The sequence below is a fragment of the Pseudomonas sp. GM55 genome, assembly GCF_000282395.1.
GTDB classification, from domain to species: domain Bacteria; phylum Pseudomonadota; class Gammaproteobacteria; order Pseudomonadales; family Pseudomonadaceae; genus Aquipseudomonas; species Aquipseudomonas fluorescens_CC.
This window is the reverse complement of sequence record NZ_AKJJ01000137.1, coordinates 106,824-131,054: the sequence shown is the minus strand read 5'-3', so window position 1 is coordinate 131,054 and position 24,231 is coordinate 106,824. Positions and strand designations below refer to the sequence as shown.

General features: G+C 61.6%; 23 protein-coding genes and 1 pseudogene. 14 read left to right on the top strand and 10 right to left on the bottom strand.

The window, feature by feature from the left end; genetic code table 11:
* Positions 1-66: 66 nt before the first annotated feature.
* On the bottom strand, positions 67-996 hold the full coding sequence (locus PMI31_RS26380) for a LysR family transcriptional regulator (protein WP_008022629.1): 930 nt from the start codon (positions 994-996) through the stop codon (positions 67-69).
* Positions 997-1,222: 226 nt separating this feature from the next.
* On the opposite strand from PMI31_RS26380, the gene PMI31_RS26375 reads away from it, so the two are divergent.
* From PMI31_RS26375 to PMI31_RS26355, 5 genes are all read left to right on the top strand, one after another.
* Positions 1,223-2,713, top strand: coding sequence for an aldehyde dehydrogenase (locus PMI31_RS26375; RefSeq protein WP_008022628.1), 1,491 nt, complete (start codon positions 1,223-1,225; stop codon positions 2,711-2,713).
* A gap of 21 nt (positions 2,714-2,734) precedes the next feature.
* Complete coding sequence (locus PMI31_RS26370) at positions 2,735-4,105, top strand: aspartate aminotransferase family protein (RefSeq protein ID WP_008022626.1); 1,371 nt, start codon at positions 2,735-2,737, stop codon at positions 4,103-4,105.
* 383 nt (positions 4,106-4,488) lie between these two features.
* Positions 4,489-5,475: an ABC transporter substrate-binding protein gene (locus tag PMI31_RS26365; RefSeq protein WP_008022624.1), complete on the top strand. Its 987-nt coding sequence runs from the start codon at positions 4,489-4,491 to the stop codon at positions 5,473-5,475.
* Positions 5,476-5,483: 8 nt separating this feature from the next.
* The gene (locus tag PMI31_RS26360; RefSeq protein WP_007990681.1) at positions 5,484-6,287 is read left to right on the top strand and encodes an ABC transporter permease; all 804 of its coding nucleotides are present in this window, start codon (positions 5,484-5,486) and stop codon (positions 6,285-6,287) included.
* Positions 6,275-7,108, top strand: coding sequence for an ABC transporter ATP-binding protein (locus PMI31_RS26355; RefSeq protein WP_008022622.1), 834 nt, complete (start codon positions 6,275-6,277; stop codon positions 7,106-7,108). The genes PMI31_RS26360 and PMI31_RS26355 overlap by 13 nt, the downstream gene beginning before the upstream one ends.
* 130 nt (positions 7,109-7,238) lie before the next feature.
* Here PMI31_RS26355 and PMI31_RS26350 read toward each other — a convergent pair whose 3' ends face one another.
* Positions 7,239-8,318, bottom strand: coding sequence for an endonuclease/exonuclease/phosphatase family protein (locus PMI31_RS26350; RefSeq protein ID WP_008022619.1), 1,080 nt, complete (start codon positions 8,316-8,318; stop codon positions 7,239-7,241).
* Between the two features lie 66 nt (positions 8,319-8,384).
* The gene (locus tag PMI31_RS26345) at positions 8,385-9,059 is read right to left on the bottom strand and encodes a YciC family protein (RefSeq protein ID WP_008022618.1); all 675 of its coding nucleotides are present in this window, start codon (positions 9,057-9,059) and stop codon (positions 8,385-8,387) included.
* Positions 9,060-9,238: 179 nt separating this feature from the next.
* Between PMI31_RS26345 and PMI31_RS26340 the strand changes: the two genes are divergently transcribed.
* The 3 genes from PMI31_RS26340 (at position 9,239) to PMI31_RS26330 (ending at position 11,250) form a co-directional block, all read left to right on the top strand.
* On the top strand, positions 9,239-10,015 hold the full coding sequence (locus PMI31_RS26340) for a DUF2076 domain-containing protein (protein ID WP_008022616.1): 777 nt from the start codon (positions 9,239-9,241) through the stop codon (positions 10,013-10,015).
* A 121-nt stretch (positions 10,016-10,136) separates the two neighbouring features.
* Positions 10,137-10,616 (top strand): LabA-like NYN domain-containing protein, encoded by a 480-nt coding sequence (locus tag PMI31_RS26335; RefSeq protein ID WP_008022614.1) that lies wholly within the window; start codon positions 10,137-10,139, stop codon positions 10,614-10,616.
* Positions 10,617-10,638: 22 nt separating this feature from the next.
* Positions 10,639-11,250 (top strand): 3'-5' exonuclease, encoded by a 612-nt coding sequence (locus tag PMI31_RS26330; protein ID WP_008022612.1) that lies wholly within the window; start codon positions 10,639-10,641, stop codon positions 11,248-11,250.
* A 120-nt stretch (positions 11,251-11,370) separates the two neighbouring features.
* Here the strand turns inward: PMI31_RS26330 and PMI31_RS26325 are convergent, their stop codons facing one another.
* Positions 11,371-11,823, bottom strand: a complete 453-nt coding sequence (locus PMI31_RS26325) for an Lrp/AsnC family transcriptional regulator (RefSeq protein ID WP_008022609.1) — start codon at positions 11,821-11,823, stop codon at positions 11,371-11,373.
* Positions 11,824-11,987: 164 nt separating this feature from the next.
* Between PMI31_RS26325 and yedA the strand changes: the two genes are divergently transcribed.
* Together yedA and PMI31_RS26315 are read left to right on the top strand one after the other, a co-directional pair.
* Complete coding sequence (yedA, locus tag PMI31_RS26320; RefSeq protein ID WP_008022607.1) at positions 11,988-12,929, top strand: drug/metabolite exporter YedA; 942 nt, start codon at positions 11,988-11,990, stop codon at positions 12,927-12,929.
* Between the two features lie 65 nt (positions 12,930-12,994).
* On the top strand, positions 12,995-14,332 hold the full coding sequence (locus PMI31_RS26315; RefSeq protein WP_008022605.1) for a DEAD/DEAH box helicase: 1,338 nt from the start codon (positions 12,995-12,997) through the stop codon (positions 14,330-14,332).
* Positions 14,333-14,471: 139 nt separating this feature from the next.
* Here PMI31_RS26315 and PMI31_RS26310 read toward each other — a convergent pair whose 3' ends face one another.
* Both PMI31_RS26310 and PMI31_RS26305 read right to left on the bottom strand, forming a co-directional pair.
* Positions 14,472-15,707 carry a TIGR03862 family flavoprotein gene (locus PMI31_RS26310; RefSeq protein WP_008022603.1) on the bottom strand — a complete coding sequence of 412 codons (1,236 nt, stop codon included), beginning with the start codon at positions 15,705-15,707 and terminating at the stop codon, positions 14,472-14,474.
* 280 nt (positions 15,708-15,987) lie between these two features.
* Positions 15,988-16,908, bottom strand: coding sequence for a histone deacetylase family protein (locus PMI31_RS26305; RefSeq protein ID WP_008022602.1), 921 nt, complete (start codon positions 16,906-16,908; stop codon positions 15,988-15,990).
* A gap of 90 nt (positions 16,909-16,998) precedes the next feature.
* On the opposite strand from PMI31_RS26305, the gene PMI31_RS26300 reads away from it, so the two are divergent.
* From PMI31_RS26300 to PMI31_RS26290, 3 genes are all read left to right on the top strand, one after another.
* The gene (locus tag PMI31_RS26300) at positions 16,999-17,568 is read left to right on the top strand and encodes a GNAT family N-acetyltransferase (protein WP_008022600.1); all 570 of its coding nucleotides are present in this window, start codon (positions 16,999-17,001) and stop codon (positions 17,566-17,568) included.
* A gap of 105 nt (positions 17,569-17,673) precedes the next feature.
* Positions 17,674-18,543, top strand: coding sequence for an acyl-CoA thioesterase II (gene tesB, locus PMI31_RS26295; RefSeq protein WP_008022598.1), 870 nt, complete (start codon positions 17,674-17,676; stop codon positions 18,541-18,543).
* Positions 18,540-19,133, top strand: a complete 594-nt coding sequence (locus tag PMI31_RS26290) for an HAD family hydrolase (protein ID WP_008022597.1) — start codon at positions 18,540-18,542, stop codon at positions 19,131-19,133. The genes tesB and PMI31_RS26290 overlap by 4 nt, the downstream gene beginning before the upstream one ends.
* A 136-nt stretch (positions 19,134-19,269) precedes the next feature.
* Here the strand turns inward: PMI31_RS26290 and PMI31_RS26285 are convergent, their stop codons facing one another.
* The 4 genes and pseudogenes from PMI31_RS26285 to PMI31_RS26275 all read right to left on the bottom strand — a co-directional run bounded on the left by PMI31_RS26285 (position 19,270) and on the right by PMI31_RS26275 (position 23,240).
* Positions 19,270-20,229: an alpha/beta fold hydrolase gene (locus PMI31_RS26285; protein ID WP_008022595.1), complete on the bottom strand. Its 960-nt coding sequence runs from the start codon at positions 20,227-20,229 to the stop codon at positions 19,270-19,272.
* The gene (gene ypfJ, locus PMI31_RS26280) at positions 20,230-21,123 is read right to left on the bottom strand and encodes a KPN_02809 family neutral zinc metallopeptidase (protein ID WP_008022593.1); all 894 of its coding nucleotides are present in this window, start codon (positions 21,121-21,123) and stop codon (positions 20,230-20,232) included. It abuts the gene before it with no gap.
* Positions 21,124-21,353: 230 nt separating this feature from the next.
* Positions 21,354-21,452 (bottom strand): annotated as a pseudogene (locus tag PMI31_RS31510) (aldo/keto reductase); the annotation flags it as partial.
* Positions 21,453-21,491: 39 nt separating this feature from the next.
* Positions 21,492-23,240, bottom strand: a complete 1,749-nt coding sequence (locus PMI31_RS26275) for an FAD-dependent oxidoreductase (protein WP_008022592.1) — start codon at positions 23,238-23,240, stop codon at positions 21,492-21,494.
* 174 nt (positions 23,241-23,414) lie between these two features.
* Between PMI31_RS26275 and PMI31_RS26270 the strand changes: the two genes are divergently transcribed.
* Positions 23,415-24,191, top strand: coding sequence for an IclR family transcriptional regulator (locus tag PMI31_RS26270; protein WP_008022590.1), 777 nt, complete (start codon positions 23,415-23,417; stop codon positions 24,189-24,191).
* Positions 24,192-24,231 lie beyond the last annotated feature (40 nt).

Here is a 24,231-nt window from a genome sequence, read left to right as displayed (position 1 = left end):
TTGCCGGCGAAGGCGGTCTTGAGCCGTGAATTGACCTTTCGGGCGCCTTCGCTGGCAAGCCAGCTCCTACAATTGGGTACGTGAGCTTTCGGATTTGGCGGTCAGCTGTTCGCGGCAATAGTCAGCAAACAACTGTGCCGGTTTGGTCAGTTGCCCGCGTTTGAGCCACGCCGCCACCAGTCCCGAACCGGTGACGTCTTCGGCAATGTCCACGCACACCACTTTCTGCCCGTCGTAGGTGCATTCCGAATGCGGCTTGGTCACCAGGATCGAGAAACCAAAGCCTTGTCCGACCATGCCGCGCACCATCTCGATCGATGGAGAGCTGAAGGCGATGCGTGGGGTCAGTCCCAGCTCATCGAACAGGCTGACGAAGTAGGTCCGGCTCGGCTGCACGTCCAGAAGAATCATCGGCTCCAGGCACAGGTCCCGCAGCGATACTTGCGCCTGCTGGGCGAAGCGGTGATCCGCCGGTAGCAATGCGTAAGGCCGTTGCGCGGGCATCAGCGGTTCAGTCTCGATGGTGCCGTCGAGGTCGTGCTCGTAGAGGATCGCCAGATCGAAGGCTCCGGAAGTCAGGCCCTGCACCAGCTCTTGTTGCTCGCCGTCGCGGATGCGGATTTCCACCCCCGGGTACAACGCCGAAAACCCGGCAATCAGCTGCGGCAGGTACAGCGGCGCGACGGTTTCGAAGCAGCCGATATCGATTTGCCCGGACACCACATCGTTGTCGGCCAAGGCGTTCTGCTCGAACTCCTTGGCCATGCGCAGCAGTTCCTGGGCCTTGCGGTAAAAGCGTGCACCGCTGGGGGTCAGCGACACGCCCTGGGCGTGATGGCGGATCAGCAGTTGCACACCGAAACTGTCTTCCAGCCCTTTGATGGCCGTGGAGATCGAAGGCTGGGCGATGTACAGCTTGCGCGAGGCCTCGGCGACGCTGCCGCACTCGACGGTGGTGATGAAGTATTTCAGTTGACGCAGATTGTAGGCAGCCACAGCAAACCTCGGGGGAGAACGAATCAGGCATCCAGGCAATTTGCGCGCCACCCCTATCCGCTCGGGCAGCGATTTGTTGTGGTTGAACAATAACCACATGCTGCGCCAGAAGGGAGATTGGCTACGTAGTTTTTTCTTGGCCTGCGAACACATTTTTACTGGTTTTCCACCGCTTGGGCCTGAGCGACTATCCAATACACAAGAATGTCCAACGGAGCATCTGAACGTGTTCGAGCTTGAGTATTGGCAACGCAAGGCCGCTTCCCTGCGGTTTCCCGACCAGGCCGTGATCGATGGACAGCGCCGTGCAGCGCAGTCGGGGCGGACTTTCGCCGCGATCAACCCCGCCACCGGCCAATGCCTGGCCAACGTTGCCGCCTGCGGCGAAGACGACGTGAATGCAGCGGTGCGCAATGCGCGGCAGGTCTTCGAGGCGGGCACCTGGGCTGCACGCTCACCGACCGAACGCAAGCAAGTGCTGTTGCGCCTGGCCGATTTGATCCTCGACCACCGCGAAGAGCTGGCGCTGCTCGACTCGCTGAACATGGGCAAGCCCGTTGCGGATGCCTACAACATCGATGTGCCGGGCGCCGCGGGCGTGTTCCGCTGGTACGCCGAGAGCCTCGACAAACTCTACGATCAGGTCGCGCCGAGTGCGCAGAACGTGCTGGCGACCATTACCCGCGAAGCCCTCGGCGTGGTGGCGGCCGTGGTGCCGTGGAATTTCCCCCTGGACATGGCCGCGTGGAAACTCGCTCCGGCCCTGGCTTCGGGCAATTCGGTGATTCTCAAACCGGCCGAGCAGTCGCCGTTTTCGGCCTTGCGTCTGGCTGAGCTGGCGTTGGAAGCCGGTATTCCGGCTGGCGTACTCAACGTATTGCCGGGCCTTGGCGAGCAAACCGGTAAGGCCCTCGGCCTGCACCCGGACGTCGATTGCCTGGTGTTCACCGGCTCCACCGAAGTCGGCAAATATTTCATGCAGTACTCGGCCCAGTCGAACCTCAAGCAGGTGTGGCTGGAGTGTGGCGGCAAGAGCGCCAACCTGGTGTTCGCCGATTGTCAGGATCTGGACCTGGCGGCCGAGAAAGCCGCATTCGGCATCTTCTTCAATCAGGGTGAAGTCTGTTCGGCCAACTCGCGGTTGCTGGTGCAGCGTTCGATTCATGACGAGTTCGTCGAACGCCTCAAGGCCCAGGCCGAACGCTGGCAGCCGGGCGATCCGCTGAACCCGTCGAGCGCCGCCGGGGCCATCGTCGACAGCCGTCAGACTGCACGCATCATGAAGTTCATCCAGCAGGCCGAACTGCAGGGTGCGACAAAAGTCTGTGGTGGTCGGCAGTCGATCTTCAACGGCTCGGACAACTTCATCCAACCGACGATTTTCACCGGCGTAACGCCGGACATGCCGCTGTTTCGCGACGAAGTGTTCGGCCCGGTACTGGCCGTCACGGCGTTCGACGACGAGGCCCACGCTTTGAAATTGGCCAACGACAGCGTCTACGGTCTAGCGGCCTCGTTGTGGACCGACGACCTCAACCGCGCTCACCGTGTGGCGCGACAGTTGCGAGCGGGCACGGTGTCGGTCAACAGCGTCGATGCACTGGACGTGACCGTGCCTTTTGGCGGCGGCAAGCAGTCGGGTTTCGGCCGCGACCTGTCCCTGCATTCATTCGATAAATACACCCAGTTGAAGACCACCTGGTTTCAATTGCGCTGATAACAAAACGGAGAACTGGCGATGACCACACCACGTGAAACCCGCGACTACCAGGCCGCCGACGCTGCGCACCACATCCATGCGTTCGTCGATCAGAAAGCCCTCAATGACGAGGGGCCACGGGTGATGGTCCGTGGCGAGCGCTTGCACCTGTGGGACAACGATGGCCGGCGTTACCTCGACGGCATGTCCGGGTTGTGGTGCACCAACCTCGGTTACGGGCGCAAGGACCTGGCGGCCGCCGCGGGCCAGCAGCTGGAACAGCTGCCGTACTACAACATGTTTTTCCACACCACCCACCCGCAGGTGATCGAGCTGTCCGAGCTGCTGTTCAGCCTGCTGCCGGGTCACTACAGCCACGCGATCTACACCAACTCCGGCTCTGAAGCCAACGAGGTGTTGATCCGCACGGTGCGTCGTTACTGGCAGGTGCTCGGCAAGCCAGAGAAGAAAATCATGATCGGCCGCTGGAACGGTTACCACGGTTCGACCCTGGCCGCGACGGCGCTCGGCGGCATGAAATTCATGCACGAAATGGGCGGTATGATTCCGGACATCGAGCACATCGACGAGCCGTACTTCTTCGCTCACGAGGGCAACCTGACGCCAGCTGAATTCGGTCTGCGCGCGGCACAGCAACTGGAAGCGAAGATTCTCGAACTGGGCGCGGACAAGGTCGCAGGTTTCATCGCCGAACCGTTCCAGGGGGCCGGTGGCATGATCTTCCCGCCAGAAAGCTACTGGCCGGAAATCCAGCGCATCTGCCGCAAGTACGATGTGTTGCTGTGTGCCGATGAAGTGATTGGTGGCTTCGGTCGCACCGGCGAATGGTTCGCCCACGAGTACTTCGGTTTCGAGCCGGACACCCTGTCCATCGCCAAGGGCCTGACCTCGGGCTACATCCCCATGGGTGGCTTGATCCTGTCGAAGAAAATGGCCTCGGTGCTGGTGGAGCAGGGCGGCGTGTTTGCCCACGGCCTGACCTATTCCGGGCACCCGGTGGCGGCGGCGGTGGCGATTGCCAACCTCAAGGCCCTGCGCGATGAAGGCGTGGTGACGCGGGTCAAGGATGACATCGGCCCGTACCTGCAGCAGTGCCTGCGCGAAGTGTTCGGCAAGCACCCACTGGTGGGCGATATCCAGGGCACGGGCATGGTCGCGGCGCTGCAACTGGCCGAAGACAAAACCAGCCGCAAGCGTTTTGCCAACGAGAACGACATTGCGTGGTGCTGCCGTACGATTGGTTTTGAAGAGGGCGTGATCATTCGCTCGACCCTTGGCCGGATGATCATGGCGCCGGCGTTGATTGCCAGTCGTGAAGAGATCGATGAGTTGGTCGGCAAGACCTTGAAAGCGGTGGATCGTACGGCGCAGGAATACGGCCGGCTCTGAGATTGCCGGAAGGTCCTTCGGACCTTGATCGCGGGCAAGCCCGCTCCCACAGGATTTGTGTAATGCCCAAATATTGCGGCCGGCACAAACCCTGTGGGAGCGGGCTTGCCCGCGATTGCTTTTGCCAGCCCAACCCATTTTCCAAGTCCTGCACCCACCTCGGGCATCCCCGCCCACAGCGCCCTTCAGCAGTGCGCGCTAACGAGTTTTTTCATCGTTCGCATCCACATATTTCCTCATTTTCCTAAGCCCGCCCTTGGGCCACCATCGATCTCGCCAGCCAGCCCAGTGCTGCATGCCGAAAGGTCCATCAGAGACCACAGGCCGGGCCGTTGGCCGTACTGCCCATGACAAAACTAAATCAACAGCTTTGGGAGTGCTCCATGATCAAGTCCTTGCTTACCCGCGTTGCCCATCCACTGGCGATCACCGCCATCGCCGCGACGGTCGCCACCAGCGCCCAGGCCGGCACCCTGTCCATCGGTCATACCACCTGGGTCGGCTACGGCACCCTGTACCTGGCCCAGGACCTGGGCTACTTCAAGGAAAACGGTTTGACCGTCGAGTTGCCGGTGGTCGAAGAAGCGGCGATGTACATGGCCGCACAAGCTTCCGGCGAGTTGTCCGGCTCGGCGTCGACCATCGACGAGGTGCTCAAGTACCGTCCGCAATTCTGCTTCAAGGCCGTGGCCGCGCTGGACGATAGCCATGGTGGCGACGGTGTGCTGGTGGGCAAGGACGTCAAGAGCCTGCAGGAGCTCAAAGGCCAGGCCGTGGCGGTGAACGAAGGTTCGACCTCGCAGTTCTGGTTGTCGTATCTGCTGAAAAAGAACGGCATGAAAATGAGCGACATCACCGTGCAGAACATGACGGCTGACGATGCCGCCACCGCGTTCATCGCCGGTCGCGTACCCGCCGCCGTGACCTGGGAACCGCACCTGTCGATGGTGCGCGACAAGCAGCAGGGCAAGGTGCTGGTCGACAGCAGCAGCACCCCGGGGGTGATCGTCGACGTGGTCGCACTGAACTGCACCGTCATCGAAAAACAGCCGGAAGACGTCAAGGCGCTGGTGGCCGGTTTGTACAAAGCCGTGCAGTACACCAAGGATCATCCGCAGGAAGCCTACAAGATCATGGCCAAGGGCGTTGGTGGTTACCTGGCCGATCCGAAGGAGCTCGAAGCGGCCGCCCAGGGCGTGCGTTTCTACGACCAGGCCATGAGCGAAAAACTGCTGGGGGCGCCGGGCAAACCGGGTGACAGCGCACCGCTGATCAAACTGGCCAACGAGACCGCCAGTGAGCTGCAAGGCAAACCCTACAACGTCAGCAATGACGACCTGATCGACAACCGTTTCGTTACCCCGCTCTAGGAGGCTGCATGTTCAAGCGCAATTCATGGCTGAGCCGCTGCATCACGCCCAAGACCGGTTTGCCGGTCTCGGTGATCTGGAGCGCGAGCGGGTTGGCCTGGGTGCTGTTGGTCGGCCTGTGGGCCGGGTTGTCCTACGGCGGCGTGGTGCCGGGCATGTTCCTGCCCACGCCCGGCGCGGTGGTCGAGGCCGCCGTGCGCCTGGGTCGCGACGGCACCCTCGGTCAGCACGTGTGGGCCAGCGTCGAAGTGGTGATGGTCGGGTTTATTGTGTCGTCCCTGGTGGCAGTGCCGCTGGGTTTGCTGATGGGCAGCTTCCGCATCGTCCAGGCCTTCCTTGAACCGTTGGTGAATTTCATTCGCTACCTGCCGGTAACCTCATTCGTGCCGCTGTTCATCCTGTGGATCGGTATCGGTCTGGAGCAGCGCGTGTCGGTGATCATTTTCGGCGTGTTCTTCCAGCAACTGGTGATGATCGCGGACGTGTCCAAGGGCATCTCCAAAGACCTGATCAACGCCTCCTATACCCTCGGCTCGAACCGTCGCGATGCGGTGCTGCATGTGATCGCTCCGGCTTCCTTGCCAGGTGTGCTCGACACCCTGCGCGTGACCATGGGCTGGGCCTGGACTTACCTGGTGGTGGCTGAACTGGTCGCCGCTTCCAGTGGCCTGGGTTACCTGAGCCTCAAGGCCATGCGTGGCTTTCAGGTGGATGTGATTTTCCTCGCCATCGCGATCATCGGCCTGTTGGGCCTGGTCACCGATCAACTGTTCCGTTTCCTACGTCTGAGGATCACCGCATGGGCTCAGTAACCGCCGCCACTCATCGTTTTGTCGCCCCTCAGACCGCCCCTGTGACCGCGCCACGGCTGCAAGTGGACAAGGTCAGCCTGAGCTACAGGAAACCCGATGGCGGAACCTTTACCGCGTTACAGGAGGTGTCGTTCGAGGTGCCGGACCAGCAATTCGCTGTGCTGGTGGGGCCTTCGGGCTGCGGCAAGTCAAGCCTGCTGTACCTCACCGCTGGCCTGGCCGAACCGACCTCAGGCGAGATTTACGTCGGCGGCCAACAGGTGGAAGGCCCCGGTGCGGATCGCGGCATGGTGTTCCAGAGCTACACGCTGTTCCCGTGGCTGACAGTGCGCCAGAACGTCGAGTTCGGCCTCAAGCGACGCGGCATGCCGGCGGCGCAACGCAAGGACATCGTCGACTACTACGTCAATGAAGTGGGCCTGAGCGGCTTTGCCGACAACTACGCCAAGCAGTTGTCTGGCGGGATGATGCAGCGTGTCGCCATTGCCCGGGCGCTGGCCAATGACCCGCAGATCCTGCTGATGGACGAACCCTTCGGCGCCCTCGACAGCCAGACGCGCCTGCAAATGCAGCAGTTGTTGCTGCGGGTCTGGGGCAACAGCAAGAAGACGGTGTTGTTCGTGACCCACGATATCGACGAGGCGATTCTGTTGGGCGACCGGGTGTATGTGATGGGCGCAAGGCCAGGGCGGATCAAGCAGATTCTGGATGTGCCGATTGAACGTCCACGCAACCTTGACATGGTCATGGAGCGCTCGTTCATCGAGATGAAGCGCGAGATCTTCGGGCTGCTGCATGATGATCTGGAAGAGGTCCATTAATCCAGTAATGCACACCCCCTGTAGGAGCTGGCTTGCCAGCGAAAGCGGTGCAACAAACGACATTGATGTTGGATGTACTGGCCTCTTCGCTGGCAAGCCAGCTCCTACAAGGTTTTGTGTTGATACGGAATCAGGGCGCAACCGGCAACAGAAACCGGGCAATCACCGGCAGGTGATCGGAGATGCGCAACGTATCGTCCTGCCGCACCATCGCCTCCATCCGTTTGATCCGCGGGCTGTAGAACAGATAGTCAACGGTCCGGTCCGGGCCGTTCAGCCCGGTGTCGTTCGGGTAATGCGTCAGCCAGCGTTCGCGATCGATACCACTGGCTTCGTTGTTGGTCGGGATCATCGGGTACTTGTCCCACAGGATGTGCAACGCACTGTCGGCGGAGTAGGGCGTGCGTTGCGCATCGGGCAGGCGTCGATACTGGCCGAGTGGCAATAGGTTGAAGTCCCCGCCGATCAGCCACGGCGTGCCACGGCTTTCGAATTTATCGAGGGCCCTGGCCACGGCGTTCACCTGGTTTTGCAAGGTATTGTCGCCTTGGGTCGCACGGTCCAGGTGGGTATTGAGCACCGCCATCTGTCCACCGTCACTCAAAGGCAAGTAGCTCACCAGCAAGGCATTTCTGGGCTTGAATTGGCGGCTGACCGGATTGCCCGAGGCGACGGGCAGTTGCAGGCGTTCGGCATGTTCGACCTGGTAACGGCTCAGGGTCGCCAGTTGCCGACCGACACTGCCGAAGATAGGCGGGTTCGGTACGAAGTCGGCCTTCCAGTCGAAGGCGCTGGCGCTGCATGGGTACAGATCGGCGAGCCGTTCTTGCAGCAGTTTGAACTGCTGCTGGTAATCGCTGGCCTTGGCGCCGTCGTCCAGCTCCTGCAACAGCACGATGTCCGGTTGTTCGTCGCGAATCACCCGCGCCACTTCGTCGAGGCTGAAGGCCATGTCTTCCGGCGTTGGGCGTTCGTCGGTACCGGCGGCCAGGTCATTCCAGAACACGTAACGCTTGCCGGCCAGGTACTGGACGTTCCAGGTCATCACCTTCAGCACCTGCCCGGGGACCAGGGTGGGTGCCTGTGCACTGCAACTGACGGGCAACGTTTCTTTGGCATCGGGGCGCCAGGTCAGGCTGTAGATCATCACGGCGATCAAGCCGATCGCGATCAGCAGGCCCAGCAGGGTGTAGCGCAGTAGACGGGTCATGGCTCGGCTTAATAGCGTTACAAAATTGTTCCCGAGCATACCCGAGAGCGATGGTCGGGCCCAAGGTCAGAGCGAGTTGTCATTGCTCTCGGGCAGCGGGCTGATCAGCATGAACAGACGGAACAACACCACGCTGGTAAACAGCTGCAGGAAACTGTGGGCGCTGTCGATCAGCAGCGAGATCACCGGGTTCTGTGGTTCGGGGTACGCCGCCAGGGTGACCCCCTTGAGCAGCCACAGCGGCCCCATCACACACAGAATGCACACCAGGATGCGCATGAAATGCCCGCGGGTCTGACGCAGGCTTTCCTTCATGGCCGCCAGCGGCGCCAGGCCGCGCAACACCAGCAGGTATTCGCCAAACGCCAGGGTCACCATCAGGTAGATGCCCGGCAGGAAATACAGTGACAGGCCCAGCAGGATCAGCACGGTATTGAGCGCCGTCAGCAGGGCGAAGCGCGGCCACAGGCTCGCCGCCATCGCCAGCAGGTCGCGGTTGCGCGGCGACTCGCCTCGGCTGCGGGCGTCGAGAAACAGAATCAGCGCGGCGGTGTACAGCGGGTACACCAGCAGGCCGACAATCACGCTGATACCGGGGAAACTGTCCGGCTCGGTGGAGTGGTCGACCACTTGTTGCAGCAGCGCCTCGAGAATCACCAGCGGCAGGCACAGCTGCACGATCTGGCCCAGATTGCGCTTGAAGAAATACAGCGAGTCACGCAGGACGTCTAACGGATTCATCAGTAGGTATCGCAGGTTGGAAGCAGTGGCTCACTTTAACCGATGAAGCGCTCGGGGACGCAAACGTAAACGATCGGTAAAGGTCATTGAAACATCTTGTTTCAGCCTCCATTAAGGTTGAGCACCTTATCCTCAGTGGAAAAGGACAACGATTTCCCCCGGCAATCTACGAGGTCGCCATGAACAGCGAAGAACAAACCCTGATCGATGGACTGTTTTCCCGGCTGCAACAGGCCGAAACGGACTCAGCCCCGCGCGACGCCCAGGCCGAGGCGCGGATCAAGGAACACCTGACGCGTCAGCCCGCGGCAGGTTATTTCATGACCCAGGCGATTCTGGTGCAAGAGGCGGCGATCAAGAGCCTCGATGAACAGAACAGGCAGTTGACCCAGCAAGTCCAGCAGTTGCAGGCCGAGCTGCAACAGGCCAAGGCTCAGATGAGCCCGGCTCCGGCACCGAGCAGTGGTGGCTTTTTGTCGAGTATTTTTGGTGGCGCTTCCCGTGAACCACAACCGGCACCCACCCAGAGCGCGGCGCCATCGAGCGGTGGCTGGCGTGAGCCGGGACGCTCGTCGTTCGGGTCGCAAGCGCCGCAGCAGAACTTCGGTGCCCCGCAGCAAAACTTTCCACAGCAGGGCTATGCGCCGCAACAGCAGGCACCGGCAGCGGCCGGCAGCAGTTTCCTCGGTGGTGCGCTGAAAACCGCCGCCGGCGTGGCAGGTGGCGTGATGCTGGCACAAGGCATCAGCAGCCTGTTCCATCACAACCAGCAACCTGAAATTGTCGAAGTCATCAAGGAAGAGCCGGCCCAGGTCAACGACCAGGGCAACAACGGCTGGGGCGACGACCAGCGCATGGCCGGTAACGACTCCTGGAGCAACAATCAAGGCGGGTTCAGCGACGCTGATTACAGCGATGACTCGCTCTTCGGTGGCGACGACGATTCCTTCGTCTGACCTGCCATTCGTCCGGAGCGCAACGGCGCTCCGGGCCGATTATTCGCGGAACAATCCTCCGGGCTGGCATACTGGGCGACTTTTCGGGCCTGGTGCCTGATTCAGCCTTTGAGGAATACCGGTGAAAAAAATAGCAGTGTTCGCCGATGTCCAGAACCTCTACTACACCGTGCGTCAGGCTTATGGTTGCCACTTCAACTACGCCGCGCTGTGGGCTGACGTCAGCAAACAGGGCGAGATCGTCGAAGCCTACGCCTACGCCATCGACCGTGGCGACAGCAAACAGCAGCAGTTCCAGCAGATCCTGCGCAACCTCGGTTTCACCGTGAAGCTCAAGCCGTACATCCAGCGCAGCGATGGTTCGGCCAAGGGCGACTGGGACGTGGGCATCACCCTCGACATCATGGACGCCGCCGACCATGTCGATGAAATCGTCCTGGCCTCAGGCGATGGTGATTTCGACATGCTGCTGGAACGCATCATCAGCAAACACGGCGTGCAAGCGGTGGCCTACGGCGTGCCGGGCCTGACCGCCAACTCGCTGATCCGCGCCGCTAGCCGCTATGTGCCGATCGAAGGCGCGTTGCTGCTCAAGAATTGATTTTTACGGAGTTGAACCAGGTTTGGAACGCATCGCAGTCATCGACTTTGAAACCACCGGGATCTCCCCGAGCAGCAGCTGCCGGGCCACGGAAATTGCCGTGGTGATCCTTGAACAGGGGCGCATCGTCGAGCGTTACCAAAGCCTGATGAACGCCGGCGTGCGCGTCCCGGCCTTCATCGAGCAACTCACTGGCATCAGCAACGCCATGCTGCGCACCGCGCCGTCGGCGGAGCAGGTGATGAACGAGGTCAATGAATTCGTCGGCACCACACCACTGCTGGCACACAACGCTGCGTTCGACCAGAAGTTCTGGGACTTTGAGCTCGGGCGAATCAAACGCACCCGCTTGCAGAACTTTGCCTGCTCGCTGCTACTGGCCCGGCGCCTGATGCCCGCCGCGCCGAACCACAAACTCGGCACCCTCACCACCTTCGCCAACCTGCCCGACACCGGCAAGGCCCACCGGGCCATGGCCGATGCCGAGATGGCGGCCAACCTGACGGCGCACCTGGCCGAGGAGCTGCGGCAGAAGCACGGCTTGCGTGAGCTGTCCCATGACTTGCTGTGCAAGTTGCAGAAGGTCCCGGCGGCGAAAGTGGGCGAACACCTCAAGCGCTATCGCGGATTTTAAAACGCAACAGAACCCTGTAGGAGCGAGCTTGCTCGCGATGAACCCGAGAGCAACACGGGGTGTCAGGTTTCCCGTGTAATCGTTGGCGACCATCGCGAGCAGGCTCGCTCCTACAGGGGGTTACTTGCCATTCCCTTCGATATGCCCCAACGGCACCCGCTTCTCTATCGCACTCGACAACACAATCGACGTCTTGCTGAACCCGAACGTGGCGATTCGGTTGATCAGCTCTTCCAGCTCCGGCATCGAGGCTACGGCTGCCTGCATGATCACGCAGGGATCGCCGGTCACCCGATGGCATTCGGTCAATTGCGGGATTTTGATCAGGTCGTCGTAGGCTTTCTGGTTGCCGTGCTGGTTCAGGCGCAGTTCGATCACGCACTGGATCGGCAGGCCGAGCTTGGCCATGTCGACCTTTGCCTGATAGCCGGTGATCACGCCGCTGGCTTCGAGCTTGGCCACGCGCTCGGCCACGGCCGGGGCGGACAGGTTGACCTTGCGCGCGAGATCCGCGTAGGACGCGCGACCGTTTTCCAGCAGGGCGCTGAGCAGCATGCGGTCGTACTTATCCATCGTGGCACTCCTGAAAAATGACGAACTTTCGAAAACACGGTTTGTAGCCGTGAACTCCGTGTTTTGAAAAGTGTACTGGCGGTTTAAAAAGGTTTTGTAACTTATTTTCCGGCGCCAGCCTTTCTAGAATAGCCGTTCGCCTGTTCTGCCTGTGAGATGCCTCCATGTCCGGCCTACGTCGCTTCCCCTTACCGTTGATCGCTGCCTTTTTCGCCTTGTACGTGATTTGGGGCTCGACTTACCTGGTGATCCGCATCGGCGTGGAGTATTGGCCGCCCTTGTTGCTCGCCGGGGTCCGCTTCGTCATTGCCGGGACCTTGATGTACGCCTTCCTGCGCTGGCGCGGGGTGCCGGCACCCACCTGGGCGCAATGGAAAGCCGCCGGGATCATCGGCGTATTGCTGCTGGCGTGTGGTAACGGGGCGGTCAGCGTGGCCGAACACACAGGCGTGGCTTCGGGAGTGGCCGCGTTGGCCGTGGCGACGGTGCCGCTGTTTACCTTGCTCTGTGGCTATTTCTGGGGCGCACGCAATACCCGCCTCGAGTGGGCCGGGATTGTGCTGGGGATGATCGGTATCGCCATGCTCAACCTCGGCTCCAACCTGCAATCAAGCCCGTTGGGTGCAGCCCTGCTGATTTTTGCGGCGGCCACCTGGGCCTTCGGCTCGGTGTGGAGCAAACACCTGCCGCTGCCACAGGGGGCGATGGCCAGTGCCGTGGAAATGCTGGTGGGTGGCGTGGTGTTGCTGATCGGCAGTGCGGTCAGCGGTGAACACATGGACAAGGTTCCGCCTATTGAAGGCTGGGCCGCGCTGGCGTACCTGACCGTGTTCGGATCGATCATCGCCTTCAACGCCTACATGTACCTGTTGAAACACGTGCGTCCGGCGGCGGCTACCAGTTATGCCTACGTCAACCCAGCGGTGGCGGTGTTGCTGGGGATCGTGTTTGTCGGCGAGAGCATCGGTATCGAAGAAGCACTGGCGATGCTGGTGATCATCAGCGCCGTGGTGCTGATTGGCTTGCCGCAGTGGCGTCGTACGCCGCAGCAGCCGGTGGAGAAGGTCGTGCCAACAGTCGTGCCGACAGAATCCCATGTGAATTAGGGTAAACTGCGCGCCATTGCACTCTTGTTTCGCACAACCGCGCTGAATTTTCCTACGGTACTCCCATGACTTTCGCCACCCTTGGCCTGATCGAACCCTTGCTGCGCTCTCTCGAGAAGCTCGGCTACCAGACTCCGACGCCGGTCCAGGCGCAAGCCGTTCCGGCGGTGCTGGCCGGTCGCGACCTGATGGCCGCCGCCCAGACCGGCACCGGCAAGACCGCCGGTTTCGCCCTGCCGCTGTTGCAACTGCTGGCCATGGAAGGGCCGAAAGTCACAGCCAACTCGGTCCGCGCGCTGATCCTGGTGCCGACCCGCGAACTGGCTGAACAAGTTCACGAAGCCGTGCGCCAGTATGCTGAAAACCTGCCGCTGCGTACTTACGCGGTGTATGGCGGCGTCAGCATCAACCCGCAAATGATGAAGCTGCGCAGCGGTGTCGATCTGCTGGTGGCGACCCCGGGCCGCTTGCTCGACCTGTTCCGCCAGAACGCGCTGAAGTTCAACCAGTTGCAAACCCTGGTGCTGGACGAAGCCGACCGCATGCTTGACCTGGGCTTCTCCGAAGAATTGGCGAACATCTACAAGGCGTTGCCGAAAAAGCGCCAGACCCTGCTGTTCTCCGCGACCTTCTCCGATGACATCCGCCTGCTGGCCGGGCAGATGCTCAACGACCCGCTGAGCATCGAAGTCAGCCCGCGCAACGTGGCGGCCAACACCGTCAAGCAATGGATCGTGACGGTAGACAAGAAGCGCAAGCCGGAACTGTTCGTGCACCTGATGCGCAAGGGCAAGTGGAAGCAGGTACTGGTGTTCGCCAAGACCCGCAACGGCGTGGACGCGCTGGTGGAAAAACTCCAGGGGCTGGGTATCAACGCCGACGGCATCCACGGCGACAAACCCCAGGCGACCCGTCAGCGCGCACTCGACCGGTTCAAGGCCAGTGAAGTACAGATTCTGGTCGCCACCGACGTGGCCGCCCGTGGTCTGGACATCGAAGACCTGCCGTTGGTGGTCAACTTCGACTTGCCAATCGTTGCTGAAGACTACATCCACCGCATCGGTCGTACCGGTCGCGCCGGGTCGACGGGCGAGGCGATTTCCCTGGTCTGCGCCGATGAAGTGAATTTGCTGTCGGCCATCGAGATGCTGACCCGTCAGACGCTGAAGCGTCAGAACGAGCCGGATTTCGAGCCGGAGCACCGCGTGCCGGACACCGATGCCAGCGGCCAGGTGATCAAGAAACCGAAAAAACCAAAGAAGCCCAAGGCTTCCGGTGGTGGCGGCAAGCGTAACCTTGGTAAATGGGTGGATAGCGGGGAAGTTGCGCCGGCGGAGCCTTCGATCAAGCCTGTGCGCAAGGTGCCGGTGTTCAATACCGGGCCGCGTAAGCGTAAGCCTTGATTGACTGCGGCGTCTGTTAAGCCGCCATCGCGAGCAAGCTCGCTCCCACACTGGATCTGTGTCGTTCACAAATTCTGTGTTCACAGAAGATCAATGTGGGAGCGAGCTTGCTCGCGATGGGTACGACTCGGTCTTCAGACTAGCGCCGCAACCACTCCACCATCCCCAACCCCGCCGCTCGCCCACTGGCGAAACACGCGGTCAGCAGATAGCCGCCGGTCGGCGCCTCCCAATCAAGCATTTCCCCGGCGCAAAACACGCCAGGCATTTGCTTGAGCATCAATCGTTCATCCATCGCCTCGAACACCACGCCACCCGCGCTGCTGATCGCCTCGTCCAGTGGGCGGGTTTTCACCAGTGTCAGTGGCAAAGCCTTGATCGCGTTGGCCAGCAAGGCCACATCGGCAAAGCAGTCGGCGCTGGTCAGCTCACGCAATAGCGCCGCTTTCACCCCATCGATGCCCAACTGACTGTGCAGGTGCTTGGCCATGGAACGCGATCCCCGAGGTTTGCTCAACGCCGCCTGAACTTTATCCACAGGCCGACCCGGCAGCAGGTCCAGATGAATCGTTGCCGAACCCTGCAGGTTGATCGCCTCGCGGATCGGTGCCGACAGGGCGTAGATCAGACTGCCTTCGATCCCGGTGGCGGTAATCACACATTCGCCGAGGCGGGGGACGTCGTCGTTAAGGCCGATGGCGATGTTTTTCAGCGGCGCGCCGGCGAATTTGTTGACCATCAATTCGCTCCAGGCCTGCACCTCGAAGCCACAATTACTCGGTTGCAATGGCGCCAGTCCTACGCCGTGTTGCTCCAGTGGCAGCATCCATGCGCCATCCGAACCCAGGCGCGCCCAACTGCCGCCACCGAGGGCGAGCAGGGTGGCATCGGCTTGAACGGTTTTTTCGCCTGCCGGGCAGTCGATGCGCAATCCGCCACGCTCGTCCCAGCCGAGCCAGCGGTGGCGGGTGTGGATAACTACGCCACTGTCGCGCAGGCGCTTGAGCCAGGCGCGCAGCAGCGGCGCGGCTTTCATGTCGGTGGGGAATACCCGGCCGGAACTGCCGACGAAGGTCTCGATGCCCAGGTCATGAATCCACTGGCACAGCGCTTCGGCGCCGAAGCCACGCAGCAGCGGGGCGATTTGCGGGGCTCGTTCGGCGTAGCGCGAGAGAAACGCCGGGTAGGCTTCGGAGTGAGTGATGTTCATGCCGCCGACACCGGCCAGGAGGAATTTTCGTCCGACCGAAGGCATGCCGTCGTACAGGTCGACCTTGATCCCGGCCTGGCTCAACACTTCGGCCGCCATCAGACCGGCGGGGCCGCCGCCGATGATGGCGACGCGGGAAGGGGAGGCGGATGAGGGCTGGGTCATGATGAGAGCTGCGGTGTGGCGGAATAGCCGCGCATTCTAGCAGTACACGATCTTTGTGGGAGCGGGCTTGCCCGCGATAGCGGACTGCCAGGCAACAAAAGTGCTGACTGTGCTGGCCTCATCGCGGGCAAGCCCGCTCCCACAGGTAAGTTTGGATTCATTGGTAGTGGTTAAAAAACAACCACCGCTCTGTGGCCCAAGCCCCCCATGGGCTGTAGGCCCTTTCACTCAGGTTATCCACAGGCAGCTCCACAGGCATTGTGGGTAAAGCATCCACAGCTCAGTGACAACCTGATGACTGCCAGACACGTTGCGCGCTGTGATGGAGGATGCCGTGACGGCGGGCCAGGGCCTGGCGGTCCTTGCTGTAGCCGCCGCCGATCACCCCGACCACCGGAATGTCGCGGCCCAGGCAATGGCGCATCACGCTTTCATCGCGGGCGGCGACGCCTTCGTCTGTCAGCTTCAGATAACCCAGGGCGTCGTCCTTGTGCACATCGACCCCGGCGTCATACAGCACCAGATCCGGCTGGTAGAGCGGCAGCAGGTAGTTGAGTGCATCGTCCACCACCTTCAGATAATCGGCATCGCCCATGCCGTTGGGCAGCGGAATGTCCCAATCACTTTCGGCCTTGCGTGCGGGAAAGTTCTTCTCACAGTGCAGGGAAACGGTCACCGCCTCTGGAGTGTTGTGCAGTATGCGTGCAGTCCCGTCGCCCTGATGCACGTCGCAATCGAAGATCAGCACCCGATTTACCCGACCACTTTCCAGCAGGTAATGGCTGATCACCGCCAGGTCATTGAAGATGCAGAACCCGGCGGGGTAGTCGTAGTGCGCATGGTGGGTGCCGCCAGCCAGGTGACAGGCCAGGCCATGTTCCAGCGCCTGCTCGGCCGCGAGCAACGAGCCACCGACCGCCCGCACCGTACGCCGGGCCAGGGCCTCGCTCCAGGGCAGGCCGAGGCGGCGCTGGTCTTCGCGGGACAGTTCGCCACTCATGTAGCGTTCGATATACGAAGGGTCATGGGCGAGGGCGAGAATGTCGGCAGGACACAGATCCGGGCGCAGCAGGTCGGCGTCGCGGGTCAGGCCGCTGTCCACCAGGTGATCGCGCAACAGGCGGAACTTGTCCATGGGGAAGCGGTGATCCGCCGGAAACTCGGGGCTGTAGTCTTCGTGGTAGATCAGGGGCAGGGACATGACTGATTTATCTGGAAAGCGTACGGGAATGAGAGAAGGATCCTACCAGCGTTGTAGACTGGCGACATTGAAATGGAGGGGCGGGGCACGATGGAGCCAATACTGGAACTTGAAAGCGCTCGGCTGCTATTACGTCAGTGGCGCGATGAAGATTTGGCGGACTTTGCGGCGATGTGTGCCGATCCGCAGGTGATGCGCTATTTCCCGGAAACCTTGAGCCGGTTGGAAAGCGCATCATTGATCGGGCGAATTCGTGGTCATTTCGCCGAGCATGGTTTTGGCCTCTGGGCCTTGCAGCGCAAGGACTCTGGCCAGTTTATCGGCTTTACCGGGCTCAATGTGGTCGGATTCGACGCGCCTTTCACCCCCGCCACGGAAATCGGTTGGCGCCTGGCCCGCGAGCACTGGGGCCTCGGTTACGCCAGTGAAGCGGCATGGACCGCTCTGCGCTGCGGGTTCGACCGCTTGCCGTTGAAGGAGGTCGTGGCTTTCACGACGCAAACCAATCTGCCTTCAGAGAAAGTCATGCAGGCAATCGGCATGCAGCATGATCCGGCGGATGACTTCGATCACCCGCGACTTGAAGCCGATCATCCGCTGCGCCGGCATGTGCTGTATCGCATCAGCCGCGAACAATGGCTGCAAACCTTGCATGGATAAGCTGGTACGGACGTTTACAATGGCTCCATGAAGGCCCGGGCCGGAAATTGAATCGACCGTTGCAGCCAAGACTGCGCGGCAATGTTTTGCGTGAGGAGAGTCTGAATGAGCCAAGTGTTGGAAGATCTGGTCGACCTGCTGACCCTGGAACCGATCGAAGAAAACCTGTTCCGTGGCCGCAGCCAGGACCTGGGTTTTCGTCAGCTGTTCGGCGGTCAGGTGCTCGGTCAGTCGTTGTCGGCGGCCAGTCAGACCGTTGAAGAGGCGCGCCATGTGCATTCGATGCACGGCTATTTCCTGCGTCCGGGCGATGCCGGATTGCCAGTGGTGTATCAGGTTGACCGGGTGCGTGACGGTGGCAGTTTCAGCACGCGCCGGGTGACGGCGATCCAGAAGGGCCACCCGATTTTCACCTGCAGTGCGTCGTTCCAGTACGACGAAGAGGGCTTCCGGCACCAGAGCGAAATGCCGCAAGTTGTCGGTCCGGAAAACCTGCCATCGGAGCTGGAAATCACCCAGCAGCGTGCGCACCTGATCCCCGAGAAAATGCGCGAAAAGCTGTTGTGCCCCAAGCCGATCGAATTCCGCCCGGTCACCGAAAAAGATCCCTACAACCCGCTGCCGTCCGACCCGGTCAAGTACGTCTGGTTCCGCGCCGACGGCGCCTTGGCCGATTCGCCGGCGCTGCATAAATACCTGCTGGCCTATGCATCGGACTTCGGGCTGCTGGTCACCTCGATGCAGCCCCACGGCAAATCGGTCTGGCACAAGGATATGCAGGTCGCCAGCCTCGATCACGCCTTGTGGTTCCACCAGGATCTGCGTGCCGATGACTGGCTGCTCTATGCGATGGACAGTCCGTGGGCCGGCAACTCGCGCGGGTTCTCCCGTGGCAGCGTGTTCAACCGCGCCGGGCAACTGGTGGCCTCGGTCACTCAGGAAGGCCTGATCCGTCACCGCAAGGATTGGGCGTGAGCCTGGCCGACGTGCGCCACTGGGTGTTCGACATGGACGGCACCCTGACCGTGGCCGTGCACGATTTCGCGGCGATTCGCGTCGCATTGGCGATTCCTGCCGAAGCCGACATCCTGACCCACCTCGCCGCCCTGCCGGCCGATGAAGCCGCGGCCAAGCATGCGTGGCTGCTGGAGCACGAACGGGACCTGGCCCTCGGTTCGAAACCGGCGCCGGGCGCAGTGGAGTTGGTGCGCGAACTGGCCGGGCGCGGTTATCGCCTGGGCATTCTCACGCGCAATGCCCGGGAGCTGGCGCATGTCACGCTGGAGGCCATTGGCCTGGCCGACTGCTTTGCGCTGGAGGACGTGTTGGGCCGCGATGATGCACCGCCCAAACCGCATCCGGGCGGGCTGCTCAAACTGGCCGAAGCGTGGAAGGTGCCGGCCAGCGAGCTGGTGATGGTCGGCGATTACCGCTTCGACCTCGATTGCGGGCGAGCCGCCGGAGCGCGGACGGTGCTGGTGAATCTGCCGGATAATCCGTGGCCGGAATTGACTGATTGGCATGCGGCGGATTGTGTCGAGTTGCGGCAGATGCTTTCGGCTTGAGGGCCTCATCGCTGGCAAGCCAGCTCCCACAGTGATCTTCAGTGAGCACGAACATTGTGTTCTGCCGAGAACCCTGTGGGAGCGGGCTTGCTCCGGGCGGCGTTCCGACGATGGCGTCAGATCAGGCAGTGCAAATTTACCGCCCGAACAACGCCCTTTGCCCCTCCGGCGATGTAAACATCCCATCCCCGTTATGCCCGACCCCGGGCACTTCGATCAGTTGCTGGTTCAACCCTTGGGGTGCCAACCGCTTCAGGTAGTCAAAGTAAAAACGCCCGCGCGCCAATCGATAAGGCCCCTGTGCCCGGGCCTCACAGCTCTTGTCCAGTGCCGGATGATTCGGGTCGATGTCCTGCTGCCCCAGCAGGTAAACGACTTCATGCTTGAGGTAATTTTCCTGCAACTGCGCGGCGGTTTGCCCTTCGGCGTAGGCCGGTAAATCCGCCAGCCCGTACTTCCATCGATTGAAATCCGGGCAACCGGCGTGGCTGAACGCCACGGGCCGGCGCTCGTCGAAGTAAGCGTAGGACGACGGATTGGCGATCACGTAGCGCACCTGCACGCCGGCCGCATCGAGGCCGGACTGCGCGTGACTGAGCAATGCGTAACGCTGAACCACCTGCGCGCCGCCGGAGTGCCCGGCGATGATGATTTGCTTCACATCCGGAAACTGCTGGCGGTCGCCCAGGCGGGCGATGATTTCGTCGAGCGCGGCGTAGGAACTCAGCCGAAACGGCGCCGTGGATTCGCCGCCGGCCATCCATTCATTGCCTTGCCAGCGCAAAACCGTGTCGGCCACCGGGTGGACCGCAACGTCGGTTTCATTGAGGAATTGCGGGGCGATCACCAGGGTCGTTGCACTTTGCCCGGCCAGTTCGGCCGCGTGCTCACCGCTCTGCAGATAGGTTTGCGCGTTACGCAAGCGACCGTGGAGGATGATCAGCACCCGTTCGATTTTTGCCGGGGCGGGGCTGATGCCCACCGCGATTTCACCTGATTTCAACAGCAGGCGCCCTGAGCTGAGCTCCTTGACCTCATGCTCGGCGGCCTGGGACGTTGCGCAAGTAAACAGAACAACCAACAACCACTTCTTCATTTACAGATTTTTCGTCGCAAAGGTATCGCACTGGCTTACCTGGCCTTGGGCGAAACCGGTTTTGAACCAGCGCACCCGTTGCGCCGACGTACCGTGGGTGAACGAGTCCGGAACCACGCGGCCCTGACCCTGTTGCTGCAAACGATCGTCACCGATGGCGTTCGCTGCGTTCAGTGCTTCTTCGATGTCGCCCGGCTCCAGCCAGTTCAAGCGCTTCTGCGCATTGTTGGCCCAGACGCCGGCCAGGCAATCGGCTTGCAGCTCCTGACGAACCAGCAAACCGCCGTCGCCTTCCATTTGCCGGCCTTGTTGGCGTGCTGCCTGAATTTTTGCGGACACCCCAAGCAAGGTCTGCACATGGTGTCCGACTTCATGAGCGATCACATAGGCCTGGGCGAAGTCGCCCGCGGCGGAAAAGCGTTGGGACATCTCCTGGAAGAACGCCATGTCCAGGTAGACTTTCTGATCCGCCGGGCAATAGAACGGGCCAGTCGCCGAAGTGGCCAGGCCGCAGGCCGAATTCACACGGTTGCTGAACAGCACCAAGGTCGGGTCTTTGTATTGGCGACCCGCCTGCTGGAATATTGCGCCCCAGGTGTCCTCTGTGTCGCCGAGGATCGAACGCACGAATTCCGCGCCTTCATCATTGGCCGGCGGTGCCTTGCGGCTCTGGTTGGTGGCGGGTGCCGATTGCTGGTCCATTTGCCCGGTCAGTTGTCCGAGGATCTGCAGCGGATCCTGGCCGGTGATCCAGCCGATGCCGACGATCAGGAGGATCGCCGTCAGGCTCAGGCCCTTGCCACCGCCGAAGCGCATCCCGCCGCCACCGCCGCCGATGTCATCGCCACGGGCATCGACCACGTTGTCGCTGCGTCGGCCTTTTTTCCATAGCATGTGGGAATCCTCACTCTTCTGTTCCGGGGAAAGCTCCGTGCGATGAGTGTTGCTGCCAAGTGGGAGCGGCGCCAGTCCGGTCGTCCGTCTTTACCCTGCGCACAGATTGATTCCCGGCAACCCGCGAAGGGCTGCCGAGAACGTTTCAGGTTTGTATTGAACACGGATAGCCCATCGAATTCCGTCGGGTGACGGGTTTTTATCGTGAGAGCGATCGCCGGTCTTGCGGATTATTCGTCGAATGCATCCCACAGCGGCGCAAAGTCCGGGCTGACCTGACGCTCGCGTTTGGACAGGCTGGCGATCAAGGTGCGGTCTTCGTCATCCAGGTGCCGAGGCCGTGTTTCGGCATGTTCAAGCCCTGTGCGCTAACGATGTACTGCATGGTCGACCTCCTTTTCATAAGCAGTGACGCCTGCGATATGGCGCGCGGCGATGTAGCCGAAGGTCAGTGCCGGGCCAAGATTGATGCCGCCAGCGGGGTAATGACCGCCCATGATGCTCGCCATGTCGCCGCCCGCCGCATACAGCCCGGCGATGGGCTGCGCCGCGTCGTCCAGGACTTGGGCGTGTTGGTTGACCTTGAGCCCGGCGAAGGTGCCAAAGCAGCCCGGCTGGACCTTCACGGCATAGAACGGGCCTTGTTCGATCGGCGCAACGCATGGGTTGGGTTGTTGCAGTGCGTCACCCTGTTTGCGGTTGTAGGGCGTGGAACCACGACCGAACTGTGGGTCCTCGCCGCTGCGCGCATGGCGGTTGTAGTCCGACACGGTGGTGCGCAAGCCGTTCGGGTCGATACCGCAGGCTGCAGCCAATTCCTCGAGCGTGTTGCCGGTTTTCAGATAGCCGCTGCGGATGAAGGGCGACAGCGGCACTGGAAATGGTCGAGAGATGCCCAGGCCATAACGACGCTGAAAGCCATGGGAGCAGATCAGCCACGACACCACTTCTTCACCCGGTGGGGCGGCGGCGACCATGGCCGTTACGTAGTCGTAGTAACCGTTGGCTTCATTGACGAAGCGCTGGCCGTTGCTCAGCACACCGATGATGCCTGGTTTGCCGCGCTCGATGATGTGCGGGAAGTGTCCCGTGCTGCCGTCGCTGTGCGGCACTTGAGAAACCGGCGCCCAGGCGACGGCAGACGCCATGTCGGTATTCACCCGCGCGCCGGCACTTTCGCCCAGGCGCAGGCCATCGCCGCAAACGCCGAGGGGTGGCAAGGCCAGATGTTCATGTCCGGTTGGTGTACGGGGGAACAGCGCCTTGCGGCGCTCGATGTCATTGGCAAAACCACCCGCCGCGAGCACTACGGCCTTGCGTGCATGGATGCGTACCGAGCCTTTGGCGGTGCTGACCACAGCACCTCGTACCTGACCGTTCTCGCGCAGCAATCGGGTCACGGGCGCGGATTCCCAGAGCAACACGCCGAGGTCGTCTGCGGATTTTGCCAGGCGCGCCACCAGTGCCACGCCATTGACCAGTTGCATCGCCCGGCCATGTACGACGAGATCGAACAGGTGTCGGCTGAAGCGCCGCGTAACGTGCCAGGCCGCCGACAGTGAGCGGGTCAGGTTGAGGAATGCCGTGAGATCTGCCCCCGCCATGATTGGCATGCCCATGAACGATGTTTCCCGCATGGTTTTGCGAAGACGCTTGAGCAGCTTGCCGACTTTCCGTGCGTCGTAAGGGGCGGCGATCACCGAGCGTCCCCCGGTGCCTGCCCCGGGCGTGTCGCCATGAATGTCGGCAATGGCGTTGCCGTCGGCGAATTGCAGCGTGGTGTGCTGTTCGAAGAACGACACCATTCGCGGGCCGGCCTCCAGGAAAGCGTCGATCATCGCCGGATCAAAGCGTTCGCCCAGTTCGTGTTGCAGATAAGTGCGAGGCCGTTCAACGTCTTCGACGATGCCCGCGCGCCGGGCCAACGGGTTGCAAGGCACCCAGGCCCAGCCGCCGGACCAGGCCGTGGCGCCGCCGAACACGGAGTCCTTTTCTGCCACGATGACTTTCAGCCCGTGCCATGCGGCGGTCACGGCCGCCGACAGTCCCGCCGCACCGGAGCCAACGATCAGCACATCGCAGTCGATGTCGGGAAGGAAGTGCGCTTCGGCAGGCATTGTTTGAACTCCGGTGTTATATTTTTTGGAATCTGATTCCATAAAATATAAGAATCAGAGGAATCCGGAAAAGTCTTGAGGGCATAAAACGGGCGGTTATCGAACGGTCAGTTCCAGATTTCGTATTCGATCGGATGTCTTCTAGAATCGAGCAAATTTTGTGTGGAAGAGACCATGGCCGGCAGTCAGATCGAACGTGTTTTCAGTGTGCTCGAAAGCCTCACCAGCGATCCCCGCGGCCTGCCGATGCAGACTCTGGCGGAGCAGCTGGATATCCCCAAGAGCGCGACCCATCGGCTGTTGGCCGAGCTGATCCGCCTCGGTTACGTGCGGCAGAATCCGGAGAATTTGCGCTATCACCTTTCAACCAAGCTGGTAGCGATGGGCTTTCGTTACCTGTCGAGCAGCGGTGCCGATATCGTGCAGCCGGTGCTTGACCGACTGGCTCAGGAAACCGGCGAACTGGTGCGCCTCGGCGTGATCGATGGCGAGCGTCAGACCTGGATCGCCAAATCCCAGGGCGCTCGCTCGGGGCTGCGTTATGACCCGGACATGGGCCGTGATGCGCCATTGTTTTACACCGCCTCGGGACATGCGTGGCTGGCGTGCATGAGCGATGCCGAAGCCTTGTCGCTGGTGGAGCGGCAGGGCGCGCAGGTGCCGGACCATGTGGGGCCGAACGCGCCGCGCTCCAACATCGAATTGCTCGAACGCCTGCGTCTGGCGCGGGAGCAGGGCTACGCCTGCGTCGAGGAAAGCTCTGCGGTGGGGACTTCGGCCATTGCGGCGGTGGTGCGCCATCCCGCTGATGGGCGGGTGATCGGCGTGCTCAGCGTCGCCGGGCCGAGTGCGCGGATGCCGGGGGCGCGGCTGCATGAGCTGGCGCCATTGTTGCTGGCGTACGCCGAGGAGTTGTCGGCGGCGAGCCTGGCGTCGGAGTTGTTCAGTTAAGACCAGCACAAATCCTTGTGGGAGCGAGCTTGCTCACGAT